Source organism: Enterobacter sp. BIDMC 26, assembly GCF_000534435.1.
In the GTDB taxonomy this organism is placed as follows: domain Bacteria; phylum Pseudomonadota; class Gammaproteobacteria; order Enterobacterales; family Enterobacteriaceae; genus Enterobacter; species Enterobacter ludwigii.
Genome location: NZ_KI973182.1, coordinates 1,064,535 through 1,078,256, shown reverse-complemented (window position 1 = coordinate 1,078,256; position 13,722 = coordinate 1,064,535). Strand labels below are relative to the sequence as shown.

Sequence of the window (13,722 nt, the reverse complement as noted above, 5' to 3'; positions counted from 1 at the left end):
GAGGACATCCTGGAGCAATTGCCGACACAATTCCACTGTCTTGATTTTAATAAGATTAATTTCATTAGTTCCGTATTATTTTTCAGATTTATCCCTGAATCTAAAATAATCTTATCCTGGTTGCTCAGTAATAGCCAGTTTTAGATAAAACAGACACCTGAGGAGATAAGTCATTTTTCGTAAATTTAACTTTAAAACTCTTATTTGAGAAAAAATGGCATGATTTATTAGTTATCATGCCATCATAAGAGACTGCTCTTTGACAGACTAAATACGTCGTGCCTGCCAGAAGTTTTTACGCCAGTAAACATTATCGAGCGACGAGCGCATCACCCCACGGCTGGTCGAGGCGTGAATAAACTGATTATCGGTATCATAAATACCGACGTGAAGCCCACTGTCACCCGAGCCGGTTTTGAAAAAAACCAGGTCGCCGGGCAGCAAATCATCTTTATCGATTTCCGTGCCAATTTCCGCCTGTTTGCGCGTTTCGCGCGGAAGCTGTAAATCAAACTTATCGCGAAACGTCATCAGAACAAAGCCAGAACAATCCACGCCCCCACGGCTCATGCCGCCATAACGATAGGGCGTGCCGCGCCAGTTGCTCAGCTGATCGTTAAGGCTGGCAATGACGGTAATAGAATCTGAAAGCCGCGGGTTAGGCGGCGGCGCACGATGGCTACTGCATCCCGCAAGAAATAACGCGGCCATCAGGAGAAACCAGAATCGCATTTTCAGACGAATCCTCTGCTTTTTTTGTTCTTTTCGTAATTTAGCGTGCAACGGCGTTAACAGGCAAGAAACGGTTACGCCTGCACGGTAGAAATCAGCATCTTATGCCCTTCTATATCCAGCCTGCGGAAAGACATATTGTACGCGCGGGCAAGATTTGGCGGCGTCAATACCGCATCGCGCGTGCCGCTGGCAATCATCTTTCCTCGCGCCAACAGCCACACCCGGTGGGCGTGACGCAGCGTATGGTTCAGGTCATGACTGCTCATGACCACGCCGATCCCTTTTCTGCTCAGGGAGCTTAACAGGGTGTCCAGCGCGGCCTGCTGTGCCACATCCAGACCGCTCATCGGTTCATCCAGAAGCAGCAGTCTGCCATGCGGATTGCCGGCCGGGTGAATCTGCAAAATGACGGCCGCGAGACGCACGCGCTGCCACTCGCCCCCGGAAAGCTGGCTGGCATGCCGGGACAGTTTATCTTCTAGCCCTAATCCCGCCGCCACCTCAGTGAGCAGCGACGTATGCTGTTTATCGTGCAGATGCAGCATCAGGTAGTGCCAGACGGGCATCGCAAAGGGCGGGACCTGCTGCTGCACCAGATAGCTGCGCCTGTGCGCCAGCGAGACTGGCGACCAGTCAGCAAGGTTATGCTCCAGCAGGGTTATCTCCCCCGCGCCGGCAGTCAGCCCTGCCATGCGCGCCAGTAAGGTGCTTTTTCCTGCGCCGTTCGGCCCGACAAGATGCAGGATTTCGCCTGCATTGATGGCACCGGTTATCGGCTCGAGACGCCCCGTATCGGCGACGTCCGTGAGCTGCATCAGCAACGTCATTATTTCGCCAGCGCCAGCTTGATAGACTCCATCACAATCGGATCTTCAGGCGTCATGTCCGGTGAAAAACGCTGCACCACCTGTCCGTCACGACCAATAAGGAATTTTTCAAAATTCCACAGGATATCGTCCGGATAGAGCGGCGCGCGTCCTTTACTGGCCATGCGCTCATAAAAACCGCTGCCTTCCGGCGCAACGGCGGTCGGCGCGGCCGCCACCAGCTTCGCATACAGGGGATGGCGATGTTCACCGTTAACGTCGATTTTGCTGAACATCGGGAACGTCACACCGTAGGTGGTGCTGCAAAACGTTTTGATTTCGTCTTCGCTGCCCGGCTCCTGGCCCAGGAACTGGTTGCACGGGAAGCCCAGCACGGTGAAACCGTCTTTCTCCCAGGCTTTTTGAATGTTTTCCAGCTGTTCGTACTGCGGCGTCAGGCCACATTTGGAGGCCACATTCACGATGAGCAGCACGTTGCCTTTATAGCTTTCCAGCGTGGTTTTCTCACCCTCAATGGTGGTCACTTCGGTATTCAAAATATCAGACTGCATAGCATTCCCTCTGGTTATCTTACGGGTAGTGATTTAACGTCCGGATTTTAATAGTAGCCAGATAAATACCGGCGCGCCCAGCGTGGCGGTCACCACGCCTATTGGCAGCTCAGCGGCTGTCAGGGCGAGCCGGGCGATGATATCCGCCACCAGCAGCGTTACCGCCCCGGCAACCGCCGAGGCCGGCAGTAAGGTTCGATGGTCGGTGATACCGCACAGACGCAGCATGTGCGGGATAACCAGCCCAATAAAGCCAATCGCCCCGGCCAGTGCCACGCTCACCCCAACCAGCCAGCCAATGGCAATGACCAGCACGTTGCGCCAGAAGCCTATCGGCATGCCAAGCTGGCGGGCCGAGGTTTCCCCCAGCGCGAGAATATTCAGTGGCTGTGCCTGCAGGCCTGCCCATAGCAAGACCGGTATCAGCAGTGCCATCAGCCAGCCCTGGCGCCAGTCTACGCCCCCGAAGCCGCCCATCATCCAGTACATCAACTGACGCAAGTCAAAGGACGTGGAGAAATACACCGCCCAGGTCATCAGCGCGCTACAGATGATCCCCAGAGCCACCCCGGCAAGCAGCAGCCGACTGGTTGATAAGTGCCGTCTGGCAAAGCGCAAAAGGATTACCGTTATCAGCAACGCGCCGATAATGGCGCTGAGGCTGATTCCCCATGAGGAGAGTTCCCCCCCGCCCAACATCACCGCCGCCACCAGCCCTACGCCCGCGCCATTCGACACGCCGAGCAGCCCGGGCTCCGCCAGCGGGTTATCAAATAATGCCTGCATAATGGTGCCGCACAGTGCCAGCGCGGCGCCCACCAGGATCACCGCCAGCGTGCGCGGCAGACGGATTTGCCAGACGAAAAGCTGCCCCTCAGGCTCAAACCAGTGTTCAGGCCCTATCCACTGTTCCCCGGCGCACAGGCTAACGCCTGCGGTAACAATGAGCAGCAGCACGAGCAAAAGCAGGTGTCGTTGATCTAAACGGTGCTGGCGATGGGCATAATCAAACATGGACATGGTTTTAGTAGCGTGTGATGTAATTGATTTTACGGCGGGTTTGCCAGAGAGCGCAAAGAAAAAAGGCCGCGTGAGCGGCCTTTTTAGTTAGTTCATATTACTCTGCTTTGGGCGTTGCGTTTTCGACACGGCTTTTTAACTTCTGGCCGGGTCTGAAGGTCACCACGCGGCGGGCTGTAATCGGAATATCTTCCCCCGTCTTTGGGTTACGGCCCGGACGTTGGTTTTTGTCACGCAAATCAAAATTGCCAAAACCGGAGAGTTTTACCTGCTCACCATTTTCCAGAGCACGACGGATCTCTTCGAAAAACAGCTCTACCAGCTCTTTGGCATCTCGTTTGCTAAGCCCAAGCTTATCAAACAGATATTCTGACATTTCAGCTTTTGTAAGCGCCATAGGTTCAATCCCTCAATGATGCCTGGAATCGCTCTTTTAATGCCTCTACACATTTGGCGACGGTAGCGGCAATCTCCTCTTCTTCGAGTGTACGGCTGGTATCCTGAAGGATAAGGCTAATAGCGAGGCTCTTGAAACCTTCTGCTACGCCCTTGCCGCGGTACACGTCAAATAAGTTTACGCCAACTACCTGATTTACGCCAACTTTCTTACATTCGGCCAAAATATCTGCTGCGGGCACATTTTCCGCGACCACAACCGCGATATCACGGCGGTTTGCCGGGAAGCGTGAGACGTCGCGGGCCTGAGGAATAACGCGGTCTGCAACCGGGCTCCATTCCAGCTCGAACACGATGGTACGGCCGTTCAGGTCCAGCTTGCGCTCCAGCTCAGGATGAACAACGCCAATGAAACCAATGCGTTTGCCGTCTAAATAGATAGCTGCACTCTGGCCTGGATGCAGCGCAGGGATCGCTTCTGCACGGAATTCAATTTCAGATAATTTACCGGTCAGATCGAGAATTGCTTCCAGATCTCCCTTCATATCGTAGAAATCAACCGTGCCTTTTGCCAGGTCCCAGTGCTCTTCGTAACGGTTACCGCTGATGGCACCAGCCAGCATGAGATCCTGACGGATGCCTAAATTTGCCTGATTATCCGGTACAAAGCGTAAACCACTTTCGAAAATTCGCACGCGGTTTTGCTGACGATTCTGGTTGTAAACGATAGTCCCCAGCAGACCGGTCCACAGGGACAGGCGCATCGCGGACATTTCGCTGGAGATTGGGCTTGGCAGGATCAGCGCTTCCTGGCCCGGATGGATCATCTGCTGCAGTTTTGGATCAACAAAGCTGTAGGTGATCACTTCCTGATAGCCTTTGTCGTTCAGCATGGTTTTCACACGCTTAAGAGACAAATCTGCTTCACGGTGGCTTCCCATCACCAGACCCGCCTGAACAGGCTCATCCGGGATGTTGTTGTAGCCGTATACGCGAGCCACTTCTTCCACCAGATCTTCTTCGATCTCCATGTCGAAACGCCAGGATGGCGCAACGGTTTTCCACTCGTCCTGCCCTTCGGTCACGTCACAACCCAGGCGGCGAAGGATATCGCTGACCTGTGCGTCAGCAACATGGTGACCAATCAGACGATCCAGCTTGCTACGACGCAGGGTAATGGTCGCACGCTTCGGCAACGTCGCTTCGTGGGTGACGTCGATAACCGGGCCCGCTTCACCGCCGCAGATGTCGATCAGCAGACGCGTCGCACGCTCCATCGCTTTGTGCTGCAGTGCCGGATCGACGCCACGCTCATAACGGTGAGAGGCATCGGTATGCAGGCCGTGACGACGTGCGCGGCCGGTGATAGAGAGCGGGCTGAAAAACGCACACTCCAGCAGAACGTTTTGCGTTTCATCGTTTACACCGGAGTGTTCACCACCGAAGATACCGCCCATCGCCAGCGCTTTAACGTGGTCCGCGATCACCAGCGTATCAGCATTCAGTTTTGCTTCGGTGCCGTCGAGCAGAACCAGGGTTTCGCCCTCTTTCGCCATACGCACCACAATACCGCCTTCGATACGATCTTTATCGAACGCGTGCATCGGCTGACCCAGCTCCAGCAGAACATAGTTGGTCACGTCAACGACGGCGTCGATAGAACGAATACCACAGCGACGCAGCTTCTCTTTCATCCACAGCGGGGTTGGCGCTTTTACGTTAATGCCTTTCACCACGCGACCAAGGTAGCGTGGGCACGCCTCAGCGGCTTCAACCTGAATCGGCAGTGTGTCACTGATGGTAGCGTCAACCGGTACGATTTCCGGTGCGTTCAGTTCAGTCTGGTTCAGCACGGCCACATCGCGGGCCACGCCGATAATGCCTAAGCAGTCCGCACGGTTTGGCGTCACGCTGATTTCAATGGTGTTGTCATCGAGTTTCAGGTATTCGCGGATGTCGGTACCAATAGGCGCATCAAGCGGCAGCTCAATGATGCCATTGTGATCGTCGGAAATACCCAGCTCAGAGAACGAACACAGCATGCCTTCAGACGGCTCCCCGCGCAGTTTCGCTGCTTTAATTTTAAAATCACCCGGCAGTACAGCCCCCACGGTCGCCACGGCCACTTTCAGGCCCTGACGGCAGTTTGGCGCGCCGCAGACGATATCCAGCAGGCGATCGCCGCCTACGTTAACTTTTGTCACACGCAGCTTGTCAGCGTTAGGGTGCTGACCGCACTCAACCACTTCGCCCACAACGACGCCATTGAAAGCGCCAGAAACCGGCTCAACACCGTCAACTTCCAGACCCGCCATGGTGATCTGGTTGGAAAGCGCTTCGCTATCAAGCGTGGTGTTCACCCATTCGCGTAACCACAGTTCACTGAATTTCATTGTTCTGTCCTGCCCTTATTTAAACTGTTTGAGGAAACGCAGATCGTTTTCGAAGAATGCACGCAAATCGGTCACGCCATAGCGCAGCATTGTCAGACGCTCCATGCCCATACCGAACGCAAAGCCGGAGTAGACTTCTGGATCGATACCCACGTTGCGCAGAACGTTTGGATGCACCATGCCGCAGCCCAACACTTCCAGCCATTTGCCGTTTTTACCCATCACGTCAACTTCCGCAGACGGTTCAGTGAACGGGAAGTAGGACGGACGGAAACGAACCTGCAGGTCTTCCTCAAAGAAGTTGTTCAGGAAATCGTGCAGCGTACCTTTCAGGTTGGTAAAGCTGATGTTCTTATCAACAATCAGGCCTTCCATCTGATGGAACATCGGGGTATGGGTCTGATCGTAGTCGTTACGGTACACGCGGCCCGGTGCGATGATGCGGATCGGGGGCTCCTGTTCCTTCATGGTACGGATCTGAACGCCCGAGGTCTGAGTACGCAGCAGACGGGTGGCGTCGAACCAGAAAGTGTCGTGGTCAGCACGTGCCGGATGATGGCCTGGAATATTGAGGGCGTCGAAGTTGTGGTAATCATCTTCGATTTCCGGGCCAGTCGCCACGGTAAAGCCGAGCTCACCGAAGAAACTTTCAATGCGATCAATGGTGCGGGTAACCGGATGCAGGCCACCATTTTCAATACGGCGACCCGGCAGGGAGACATCGATAGTCTCTGCCGCCAGACGCGCATTCAGCACCGCGCTTTCCAGCTCAGCTTTGCGTGCGTTCAGTGCCTGTTGCACCTGCTCTTTGGCTTCGTTAATGACCGCACCCGCTGCCGGGCGTTCCTCTGGCGGCAGTTCACGCAGGGTTGTCATTTGAAGGGTCAAATGCCCTTTCTTACCGAGATATTCGACGCGGACATTGTCTAACGCGGCAACATCTGAGGCCTGATTAATGGCGGCTGTTGCACTGGCAACCAGCTCTGCGAGATGTGACATGATTTTCCTCATTATGTCGGTGCAGACACCGATTTGGTGGAGTTATTCTCTCGAATTTAGACACAAAAAAAGCCTCCATCAGGAGGCTTATCTGGCGCTGTTTTTCGTTTCATCTTTCACGCGCTAGCCTCCTGAATTCAGGTGCTAAAGTAAAAGAAGAAGCGGAAAATAGCAGCATTCATGCTTGCGTTACCTTGTGTGGTAAAAAACCGTTAAGACCATATTGAAAAGGTTGCACGGGTAAAAGTCAATGTTCTGATGGTGTTAAATGAAAAGAGGGAGCGAAGCCCCCTCTTTCAACTGGCTTATGCCAGTGCTGCTTTCGCTTTTTCGACCAGAGCGGTGAACGCTACTTTGTCGAATACTGCGATGTCAGCCAGGATCTTACGGTCGATTTCAACAGAGGCTTTTTTCAGGCCGTTGATGAATTTGCTGTAAGAAATACCGTTCTGACGTGCTGCTGCGTTGATACGCGCAATCCACAGTTGACGGAACTGACGCTTACGTTGACGACGGTCACGGTAAGCGTACTGACCTGCTTTGATAACAGCCTGGAAGGCAACGCGGTATACGCGTGAACGCGCACCGTAGTAGCCTTTAGCTTGTTTCAAAATTTTCTTGTGACGTGCACGTGCAATTACACCACGTTTTACGCGAGCCATATGTGCTCTCCTGTATCTATATTCTTAGTAAAAAATTAAACGTTAACGGCTTATGCGTACGGCAGGCACGCGATAACCAGACCCAGATCGCCTTTAGAAACAAGGCCTTTTGGACGCAGGTGACGTTTACGCTTAGTAGATTTTTTGGTCAGAATATGACGCAGGTTTGCGTGCTTACGCTTAAATCCACCACCACCGGTTTTTTTGAAGCGCTTAGCAGCACCGCGTACGGTCTTAATTTTTGGCATCTTAATTACTTCCACTTCGCATTGTTAAATAAACGAAACATAGGCGAACAAAACCTATGAGACCCGAAGGCTCCACAGGTTTTGCTGCTTGAAGGCCTTACTGTTTCTTCTTAGGAGCGAGCACCATGATCATCTGGCGGCCTTCGATCTTCGTAGGGAAGGATTCGACTACTGCCAGTTCACTCAGATCGTCACGGACGCGGTTAAGCACTTCCATACCAATCTGTTGGTGGGCCATCTCACGACCGCGGAAACGCAGTGTGATCTTGGCCTTATCGCCATCTTCCAGAAAGCGAATCAGGCTGCGGAGTTTTACCTGATAATCGCCATCGTCGGTACCAGGACGGAATTTAATTTCCTTAACCTGGATAACTTTTTGCTTTTTCTTCTGTTCCTTAGAAGACTTACTCTTTTCATAAAGGAACTTGCCGTAGTCCATGATACGACAAACTGGCGGTTCGGCGTTAGGGCTGATTTCAACTAAATCTACTCCAGCTTCTTCAGCCTTTTCGATCGCTTCTCTCAGACTCACAATCCCCAGCTGCTCGCCTTCCAGACCTGTTAAGCGAACTTCCTGGGCGCGAATCTCGCCATTGATACGATTCGGACGTGCCGTTTGAACTCGTTTTCCGCCTTTAATACCTTATTCCTCCAGTTGTTGAAGACTGCGGCTGCGAATCTCTTGTTGCAGCTTCTCAATCACTTCACTTACGTCCAGGCTCCCCAGGTCTTTACCACGGCGGGTGCGAACGGCAACTTTGCCTGCTTCCACCTCTTTATCACCACAGACCAACATATACGGGACACGACGTAAAGTGTGCTCGCGGATTTTAAAGCCAATCTTCTCATTTCTCAAGTCTGCTTTTACGCGAATGCCCGCATTTTGTAGTTTCTGCGTCAATTCTTTAACGTATTCAGCCTGAGAATCGGTAATGTTCATCACCACGACCTGCACTGGCGCAAGCCAGGTTGGGAAGAAGCCGGCAAACTCTTCAGTCAGGATGCCGATGAAGCGCTCCAGAGAACCGAGGATTGCACGGTGAATCATAACCGGTACCTGACGTTCGTTGTCTTCGCCAACATAAGAGGCGCTTAAACGCTGCGGCAGGGAGAAGTCCAGCTGTACAGTACCGCACTGCCATGCGCGATCGAGGCAGTCATACAGGGTAAATTCAATTTTTGGACCGTAGAATGCGCCCTCGCCCAGCTGGTATTCGAACGGAATGCCGTTCTCTTCCAGCGCCACGGCGAGATCCGCTTCTGCGCGATCCCAGGTCTCATCGCTACCGATACGTTTTTCCGGACGCGTTGAGAGTTTGACAACGATCTTCTCGAAGCCAAAGGTGCTGTACATATCGTAGACCATACGAATACAGGCGTTAACTTCATCACGAACCTGATCTTCAGTACAGAAGATATGCGCATCATCCTGAGTAAAGCCACGAACACGCATCAGACCGTGCAATGCACCTGATGGCTCGTTACGGTGGCAGCTACCGAACTCTGCCATACGCAGCGGCAGATCGCGGTAGGATTTCAGACCCTGGTTGAAGATCTGAACGTGGCCCGGGCAGTTCATTGGCTTAATGCAGTATTCACGGTTCTCAGAAGAGGTGGTGAACATCGCATCTTTGTAGTTGTCCCAGTGGCCGGTTTTTTCCCACAGCACACGGTCCATCATGAACGGGCCTTTCACTTCCTGATACTGGTACTCTTTCAGCTTGGAGCGTACGAACGTTTCCAGTTCACGGAAGATAGTCCAGCCGTCATTGTGCCAGAACACCATACCCGGCGCTTCTTCCTGCATGTGGTACAGGTCAAGCTGCTTACCGATTTTACGGTGGTCACGTTTAGCCGCCTCTTCCAGGCGCTGCAGGTAGGCGTTAAGGGCTTTTTTATCGGCCCACGCGGTACCATAGATACGCTGCAACATCTTGTTGTTGCTATCGCCACGCCAGTAGGCGCCCGCGATTTTCATCAGCTTAAAGTGATGACAGAAGCGCATGTTCGGCACGTGCGGACCACGGCACATGTCGACGTATTCTTCGTGATGGTACAAGCCAGGCTTGTCATCATGAGAGATGTTTTCATCAAGAATAGAGACTTTATAGCTCTCGCCACGCTTCACGAAGGTTTCACGCGCTTCGTGCCAGCTGACTTTCTTCTTAATGACGTCATAGTTAGTTTCGGCGAGCTCGTGCATACGTTTTTCGAGCGCGTCGATATCTTCCTGAGTCAGGGTATGGTCAAGGTCAACGTCATAGTAGAAACCGTTGTCGATAACCGGACCGATCGCCATTTTGGTGTTCGGCCACAGCTGTTTGATCGCATGACCTAACAGGTGCGCGCAGGAGTGACGAATGATCTCCAGACCTTCTTCGTCTTTCGCTGTGATGATAGACAGCTGCGCATCGCTTTCAATCAGGTCAGATGCATCAACCAGCTCACCATTAACACGGCCAGCGATGGTTGCTTTCGCGAGTCCAGGACCAATGTCCAGGGCAACATCCATTGGGCTTACAGCGTGGTCGTAATGGCGTTGGCTGCCATCAGGAAGAGTAATTACAGGCATTTTATATCCTTATTTGCAGTGATGCCCCACACATAAGAGCATATACAAAGAAAATAATCGTGATTTGACAATAGATTACGACACCATCTGACCAACAATCGTCAAATTGGCTCGCGATCATTCACCCGCCGAAAATCAGATAAATGCGGATTTACGGCAAGCCCTGCAATGGTAACACTAACAAAAGAGAGATTGCACCCTTTGCTGGCAGATTGCTGCGCTGGCACTTTCGCATGAATTTGCAGGGCGCATATCTCCGGTGCTCGCATTCCAGAGATGCTGGGCTACTCTTGAACAAGTCTTTAAACCCAAAGGTGCATACCATGAACGTATCAAGTAGAACGGTTGTGATATTGAACATCCTTTCAGCCACCGGTTTATTGTTGATTCTTGCAGAACGATTCCACTGGTTCTAACCGAACCGGAAGCAGGCATAACCTGATTCACCACTGGAGAAGGGGCATTTCCCCGCCCTGTTTGGTAGACTGTTCGCATCAACTTACAAGGATCAGGTTATGCCAACAAAACGATTTGCCGTAAAACACTGGAAAATGGTACTGGTGCTGATTGCCATCTGCGGCGCGATGCTGCTTCTGCGTTGGGCGGCAATGATTTGGGGCTGAACGTGAATATAAATAACTGCGCAGGGAATAACATCGTTATCCGTAATACCCTTTTGCGGGTATTCACCGCCAGGACGAAATACGGACGATAGGTTTACGTCAAATAGGTTTGCCGCGAAAAAACCGGTACCACAAAATCCGGTTTTTTTGGCGCGATGAATTAGCGTTTAAACGTCAATAACAACACGGCAAAACCCATCAGGACCATTCACCTGCAACCAGTTTATGGACGTCAAAAGCATCATTCATAGACTGACCGGTGGACTGAGAGGCTGGCGCGATGTTAGACCCGGCTTCAACGTCAACGGCTTTCGCAATGCCGATTTGGCTGTGGGTCTCACTGGCTGTCGGGGTGGTTTCATCAGCAGCAAATACGCCAAAAGACAGTGCGGAAAGCACCATCGCTGCTGCGGCAGTTTTGATTTTTTTCATAATGTTTTTTCTCTTTCTACATTTAATACTAATAATGCTAAATACCTTAAGGCCGAATTCTGCCCGTGCTAAGAGTGTAGATCCAGATCACACTTTTGCCTAGCCTATTACGTTATCAATTCGTGTCAAATAAGCCGCAAATTAATGAAAATGCATTATGAAGAAATGATGGAGATATCAGCAGACCAGATATTTCAAAACAGCGTTTAATATAAAACAGCACAGTTTCAAAAAATAAAAAACGGGCCGATAGCGTAATCGGCCCGAGAATATTACATTTTATAACCCAGTGAAACCGTGGTTCTGCGGTCGGTATGATCCGGAGCAGAATCAGGAGGAGAAGAGTTCCAGGTGACGTTGTAGGCCACTTTCAGGCCAAAGTGTTCGTTGATGGCCACGTTCAGCGCTGTTTCTGAGTTCAGCGTCGTATCGTCGGCACCAAACACAGACACCCCCTGGGTAAATTTGGTGTTGTCAGTCATCTGCCAGGCATAGGTGCCGGAAGCGTAACCGAGCGGTTGAGTTTTGGTTTCGCCGTCGGTGTACTCGTCGTAGCGCACGCCTGGACCGAATTCAAAACGTAAACTGTGTACCGGACCGTTCAGGAACTGACGACCGTAACCGGCAGTGAACACATCACGCTGGCGATAGCCGTTGTAACGGTCAGTTAACCAGCTGGCCTGACCAAACAGGTAGTCAAAGTCGGTCATGTTGTAACGGCTACGTCCGCCAACCGCATATTTCTCGGAAGAGCGTTCGTCATTCGCGGAGGTGTTACTGGCATTTCCCCACAGAGACCAGGCGGTGGTATTACCGTACCAGGTCAGCGTACTGTCCGCCGTGAGAGAGGAGCTTTTCGTGTTACCGGATTGTGCAAGATAGCCAGCGTTCAGGTTACCTTCAAACGGTTTTTGCGCGGTGGCTGGATCGTCCATGACAGTAAAAACGGAATCATCTGCGGTCGCGTTCATTGCAGCAAACACGCCACCCGCCAGCATCAGTGCAGCGGGTACTGTCTTCAAAAGCTTCATTTTATTAAGGAGTCCGTACAACAAAAAAAGAGACCACACGGTCCCGGAAACTTTCTTGAGGATCAATGACAAGGCGTCCAGAGAAAGGTAACAAATTATAAAAAGACGCAAATAACATAGCAATGATTTCTTATTTCATTTTTTGAATAAGAACGATCTCAAAAAGCGTTTTATTTTATATAAGCCGCCGCAGACTTTATGTCAGTATTCATATTTAAAATCATACTGTTATTTACATTGCCTTCCTGACAAATGGTGCCAGACTAAAAGGAACCCACGCTAAAAGGAGGTAATGATGGTTTCTATCTACACCCTGACGCTCTCCCCTTCCCTCGATTCCGCCACCCTGACGCCCCAGATTTACCCGGAAGGTAAATTGCGCTGCAGCGCCCCGGTGTTTGAGCCCGGCGGCGGCGGTATCAATGTGGCGCGAGCCATAACGCACCTCGGTGGAAAGGCGACAGCAATTTTCCCTGCAGGCGGCGCGACCGGTGAGCACCTGGTCTCTCTGCTGGCCGATGAACAGGTGGCCTCGCAGACCGTCGAGTCCAAAGACTGGACGCGGCAAAACCTGCATGTGCACGTGGAGTCCAGCGGCGAGCAATACCGTTTCGTCATGCCGGGTGCAAAACTCAGTGAAGATGAGTTTCGTCAGCTTGAAGAGAAGGTGCTGGCCATTGAGAGCGGTGCTCTGCTGGTGATAAGCGGCAGCCTGCCGCCCGGTGTCAGCACGGAAAAACTGACGGCGCTGATTCGGGCCGCGCAGCAACGCGGTATCCGCTGCATTGTCGACAGCAGCGGCGAGGCGCTGCAGGCAGCCCTGACGCCGGGCAATCTTGAGCTGGTTAAACCCAATCAGAAAGAGTTAAGCGCGCTGGTGAACCGCGAACTGAACCAGCCGGACGATGTCCTCACCGCCGCGCAGGAATTGGTTCACAGCGGCAAAGCGCGACGGGTCGTGGTCTCCCTTGGCCCGCAGGGTGCCCTGGCCGTGGACGAAACGGGGTCCGTTCAGGTTGTCCCGCCGCCGATGAAAAGCCAGAGTACCGTGGGCGCAGGTGATAGCATGGTTGGAGCGATGACCCTGAAACTGGCTCAGGGTGCTTCGCTACTGGAGATGACACGCTACGGCGTCGCAGCGGGTAGCGCTGCCACCATCAACCAGGGCACACGTCTCTGTTCGCTTAGCGACACGCAAAAAATCGTCGATTACCTGTCCCGAAATTAATCCCC

The 13,722-nt window shown here is 52.3% G+C and carries 17 protein-coding genes and 1 other annotated feature; of the genes, 3 read left to right on the top strand and 14 right to left on the bottom strand.

All coding sequences use genetic code 11. The features are described 5' to 3' along the window. Nucleotides 1–267: 267 nt before the first annotated feature. From L462_RS18155 to thrS, 12 genes are all read right to left on the bottom strand, one after another. A complete protein-coding gene (locus L462_RS18155) occupies nt 268–732 on the bottom strand; it encodes an NlpC/P60 family protein (RefSeq protein ID WP_020884403.1) in 465 nt (154 codons plus the stop codon). A 74-nt stretch (nt 733–806) separates the two neighbouring features. Continuing rightward, complete coding sequence (btuD, locus tag L462_RS18160; RefSeq protein WP_032677976.1) at nt 807–1,562, bottom strand: vitamin B12 ABC transporter ATP-binding protein BtuD; 756 nt, start codon at nt 1,560–1,562, stop codon at nt 807–809. Then, nucleotides 1,562–2,113, bottom strand: a complete 552-nt coding sequence (locus L462_RS18165) for a glutathione peroxidase (RefSeq protein WP_014169696.1) — start codon at nt 2,111–2,113, stop codon at nt 1,562–1,564. The genes btuD and L462_RS18165 overlap by 1 nt, the downstream gene beginning before the upstream one ends. 33 nt (nt 2,114–2,146) lie before the next feature. After that, nucleotides 2,147–3,127: a vitamin B12 ABC transporter permease BtuC gene (gene btuC, locus L462_RS18170; RefSeq protein WP_032679674.1), complete on the bottom strand. Its 981-nt coding sequence runs from the start codon at nt 3,125–3,127 to the stop codon at nt 2,147–2,149. A 103-nt stretch (nt 3,128–3,230) separates the two neighbouring features. Continuing rightward, entirely contained in the window at nt 3,231–3,530 is a 300-nt protein-coding gene (ihfA, locus tag L462_RS18175) for an integration host factor subunit alpha (protein ID WP_003857805.1), read from the bottom strand. A 4-nt stretch (nt 3,531–3,534) separates the two neighbouring features. After that, on the bottom strand, nt 3,535–5,922 hold the full coding sequence (pheT, locus tag L462_RS18180) for a phenylalanine--tRNA ligase subunit beta (RefSeq protein ID WP_032677974.1): 2,388 nt from the start codon (nt 5,920–5,922) through the stop codon (nt 3,535–3,537). A 15-nt stretch (nt 5,923–5,937) separates the two neighbouring features. Beyond that, nucleotides 5,938–6,921 carry a phenylalanine--tRNA ligase subunit alpha gene (pheS, locus tag L462_RS18185; RefSeq protein WP_020884406.1) on the bottom strand — a complete coding sequence of 328 codons (984 nt, stop codon included), beginning with the start codon at nt 6,919–6,921 and terminating at the stop codon, nt 5,938–5,940. 62 nt (nt 6,922–6,983) lie between these two features. Next, nucleotides 6,984–7,108 (bottom strand) — a sequence feature (Phe leader region). Next, the gene (gene pheM, locus L462_RS25035) at nt 7,059–7,103 is read right to left on the bottom strand and encodes a pheST operon leader peptide PheM (protein ID WP_001386830.1); all 45 of its coding nucleotides are present in this window, start codon (nt 7,101–7,103) and stop codon (nt 7,059–7,061) included. Its footprint overlaps the feature before it by 45 nt. 118 nt (nt 7,109–7,226) lie before the next feature. Then, a complete protein-coding gene (rplT, locus tag L462_RS18190) occupies nt 7,227–7,583 on the bottom strand; it encodes a 50S ribosomal protein L20 (RefSeq protein ID WP_000124850.1) in 357 nt (118 codons plus the stop codon). Nucleotides 7,584–7,633: 50 nt separating this feature from the next. After that, entirely contained in the window at nt 7,634–7,831 is a 198-nt protein-coding gene (rpmI, locus tag L462_RS18195; RefSeq protein ID WP_003030583.1) for a 50S ribosomal protein L35, read from the bottom strand. Nucleotides 7,832–7,928: 97 nt separating this feature from the next. Beyond that, on the bottom strand, nt 7,929–8,471 hold the full coding sequence (infC, locus tag L462_RS18200) for a translation initiation factor IF-3 (RefSeq protein WP_023616141.1): 543 nt from the start codon (nt 8,469–8,471) through the stop codon (nt 7,929–7,931). Nucleotides 8,472–8,474: 3 nt separating this feature from the next. Further along, nucleotides 8,475–10,403, bottom strand: a complete 1,929-nt coding sequence (gene thrS / locus L462_RS18205; RefSeq protein ID WP_014169692.1) for a threonine--tRNA ligase — start codon at nt 10,401–10,403, stop codon at nt 8,475–8,477. A gap of 143 nt (nt 10,404–10,546) precedes the next feature. Here thrS and yncL point away from each other — a divergent pair, with 143 nt between their 5' ends. Both yncL and yniD read left to right on the top strand, forming a co-directional pair. After that, nucleotides 10,547–10,819 (top strand): stress response membrane protein YncL, encoded by a 273-nt coding sequence (gene yncL / locus L462_RS25735; protein WP_071605471.1) that lies wholly within the window; start codon nt 10,547–10,549, stop codon nt 10,817–10,819. Nucleotides 10,820–10,918: 99 nt separating this feature from the next. After that, a complete protein-coding gene (gene yniD / locus L462_RS25025) occupies nt 10,919–11,026 on the top strand; it encodes a small membrane protein YniD (protein WP_008500658.1) in 108 nt (35 codons plus the stop codon). Nucleotides 11,027–11,224: 198 nt separating this feature from the next. On the opposite strand, the gene L462_RS18210 is transcribed toward yniD, so the two are convergent. Next, entirely contained in the window at nt 11,225–11,458 is a 234-nt protein-coding gene (locus L462_RS18210) for a YdgH/BhsA/McbA family protein (protein WP_032677973.1), read from the bottom strand. 272 nt (nt 11,459–11,730) lie between these two features. Further along, a complete protein-coding gene (locus L462_RS18215) occupies nt 11,731–12,489 on the bottom strand; it encodes a DUF481 domain-containing protein (RefSeq protein WP_025204400.1) in 759 nt (252 codons plus the stop codon). A 295-nt stretch (nt 12,490–12,784) separates the two neighbouring features. On the opposite strand from L462_RS18215, the gene pfkB reads away from it, so the two are divergent. After that, on the top strand, nt 12,785–13,717 hold the full coding sequence (gene pfkB / locus L462_RS18220) for a 6-phosphofructokinase II (RefSeq protein WP_032677972.1): 933 nt from the start codon (nt 12,785–12,787) through the stop codon (nt 13,715–13,717). Nucleotides 13,718–13,722: the final 5 nt, after the last annotated feature.

Bases quoted from the DNA above. Each gene is read 5' to 3' on its own strand.
- L462_RS18155 (WP_020884403.1), bottom strand. From the start codon at position 732: ATGCGATTCTGGTTTCTCCTGATGGCCGCGTTATTTCTTGCGGGATGC.
- btuD (WP_032677976.1), bottom strand. From the start codon at position 1,562: ATGACGTTGCTGATGCAGCTCACGGACGTCGCCGATACGGGGCGTCTC.
- L462_RS18165 (WP_014169696.1), bottom strand. From the start codon at position 2,113: ATGCAGTCTGATATTTTGAATACCGAAGTGACCACCATTGAGGGTGAG.
- btuC (WP_032679674.1), bottom strand. From the start codon at position 3,127: ATGTTTGATTATGCCCATCGCCAGCACCGTTTAGATCAACGACACCTG.
- ihfA (WP_003857805.1), bottom strand. From the start codon at position 3,530: ATGGCGCTTACAAAAGCTGAAATGTCAGAATATCTGTTTGATAAGCTT.
- pheT (WP_032677974.1), bottom strand. From the start codon at position 5,922: ATGAAATTCAGTGAACTGTGGTTACGCGAATGGGTGAACACCACGCTT.
- pheS (WP_020884406.1), bottom strand. From the start codon at position 6,921: ATGTCACATCTCGCAGAGCTGGTTGCCAGTGCAACAGCCGCCATTAAT.
- rplT (WP_000124850.1), bottom strand. From the start codon at position 7,583: ATGGCTCGCGTAAAACGTGGTGTAATTGCACGTGCACGTCACAAGAAA.
- rpmI (WP_003030583.1), bottom strand. From the start codon at position 7,831: ATGCCAAAAATTAAGACCGTACGCGGTGCTGCTAAGCGCTTCAAAAAA.
- thrS (WP_014169692.1), bottom strand. From the start codon at position 10,403: ATGCCTGTAATTACTCTTCCTGATGGCAGCCAACGCCATTACGACCAC.
- yncL (WP_071605471.1), top strand. From the start codon at position 10,547: ATGCGGATTTACGGCAAGCCCTGCAATGGTAACACTAACAAAAGAGAG.
- yniD (WP_008500658.1), top strand. From the start codon at position 10,919: ATGCCAACAAAACGATTTGCCGTAAAACACTGGAAAATGGTACTGGTG.
- L462_RS18210 (WP_032677973.1), bottom strand. From the start codon at position 11,458: ATGAAAAAAATCAAAACTGCCGCAGCAGCGATGGTGCTTTCCGCACTG.
- L462_RS18215 (WP_025204400.1), bottom strand. From the start codon at position 12,489: ATGAAGCTTTTGAAGACAGTACCCGCTGCACTGATGCTGGCGGGTGGC.
- pfkB (WP_032677972.1), top strand. From the start codon at position 12,785: ATGGTTTCTATCTACACCCTGACGCTCTCCCCTTCCCTCGATTCCGCC.